Below are 1,543 nucleotides of genomic sequence, written 5' to 3'. Positions count from 1 at the left end.
ACCATTTCCAGCACGTGGCCGACGCAGTAGCTCACAATGTCGGTGGACGATTCAAAATAACCGTCGTGGCGGGTAAAGTTGCCGCCGAGGGCTTTCACAATATCGGTCGCAACGGCGGGTTTTTCAGCAATGAAGAGTCTCATTATTCCTGTTCCTTTCTTATTTCGGATAGCGTTACGCAGTAAGCCTGATGCGCGTCATTGATGGCGCTGGCATCCAGACGAAAACCCTGTGATGCGGCAATCTCCAGAAAGATTGCCGCATCATCGGCGCTTAGCTTAGTTAGTACGTTTTGCAGCTCGTCCAGGACGCGGTAGTGGTAGATCTCGTAATGCAGCCCGCAGCCGCAGGCCGCATTTTTCTCCGCGCGGTTAATAAGGCTCAGGGCGCTTACGGAATCACCGCGCGTATGCGCCCAGGGGGGAGAAATAAATCCGGGCTTCATTTACCAGCCCCCGGCAAATCCGATGCCGACCGCACTGTTCCGGGATGAATCCCATGAAACATTGAGTCTTACGTTGGTGTTCGGGGATGTTTTGTAATTGACGCCGCCAGCAATCGCGTTGCCGTTCTGGTAATTACCCAGGCCGATACCGTAAGAAAATGAGTTTTCCGCGACATACGGAATTGACGCGATCGCGGTAACACCGGCAACACCGGCATTGAGACGCTTTTCTGCACGGTCAATTTTTGAATTGAGCTGTTTGAATCGCTGATTAGTCGAGTGGCTTAACGCATTGACGCGATTATCGGTATAGCTGGCAGCATTGCTTTCAGCCTGATTCGCTGCATTTTGCGCGTAGTTAATGCTCTGGTCGTACTTTTCATTGGTATAGCTGTTGGATTGCTCAACTGCCGTTGAGGTGAGGTTATCAACGCGGTGATCCGTGTAATCCTTCGATTTATCGACCGCTGCGGCGGTGGCTGTGTCGGTGTAGTCCTTCGATTTATCGACCGCTGCGGCGGTGGCCGTGTCGGTGTAATCCTTCGATTTATCGACCGCTGCGGCGATGGCTGTGTCGGTGTAGTCCTTCGATTTATCGACCGCTGCGGCGGTGGCCGTGTCGGTGTAGTCCTTCGACTTATCGACCGCTGCGGCGGTGGCCGTGTCGGTGTAGTCCTTCGACTTATCGACCGCTGTGGCGGTGGCCGTGTCAGTGTAGTCCTTTGATTTATCGACCGCTGCGGCGGTGGATGCATCGGTGTAGCTGTTGGCCTGATTGAGCGTGCTGGCACTGGATGCATCGGTGTAGCTGTTAGCCTGTTTCAGCGTGCTGGCGCTGGATTCGTCGGTGTAGCTGTTGGCCTGATTCAGCGTGCTGGCGCTGGATGCATCGGTGTAGCTGTTGGCTGCGGCCAGCGTTGCGGCATCACCTGCCTCACGGGCGGCCTGCTCTGCGGCTATTGCAGAATTGAGCTGGCCGACGTTGGCGGCATCGGTGTCTGCTGTACCTGCTGCAACACTCGTTATCTGGCGCTCATTGCCAGCGCTGCCCACGGAAACCGAGTTATCCCGATCCGTTACAGAACCCGCACCGAGTGC

Annotated in this window: 2 protein-coding genes and 1 pseudogene; all 3 read right to left on the bottom strand. The window is 55.4% G+C overall.

All coding sequences use genetic code 11. The annotated features are described in order from the left end of the window. A pseudogene (locus tag USH94_RS22410) lies at positions 1-143 on the bottom strand (DNA topoisomerase III); the annotation flags it as partial. Beyond that, the gene (locus USH94_RS22405; RefSeq protein WP_047625862.1) at positions 143-445 is read right to left on the bottom strand and encodes a hypothetical protein; all 303 of its coding nucleotides are present in this window, start codon (positions 443-445) and stop codon (positions 143-145) included. The pseudogene USH94_RS22410 and the gene USH94_RS22405, both read right to left, overlap by 1 nt. Then, positions 446-1,543, bottom strand: a 1,098-nt coding sequence (locus USH94_RS22400; RefSeq protein ID WP_320731350.1) for a YadA-like family protein, incomplete at its 5' end; no start/stop codon positions are given.

This window comes from Enterobacter sp. 148H3 (assembly GCF_034107425.1).
Taxonomy (GTDB): Bacteria; Pseudomonadota; Gammaproteobacteria; order Enterobacterales; family Enterobacteriaceae; genus Enterobacter; species Enterobacter vonholyi.
Note: the sequence above shows the minus strand (reverse complement) of the source record. Positions and strands in the feature narration are given on the sequence as shown.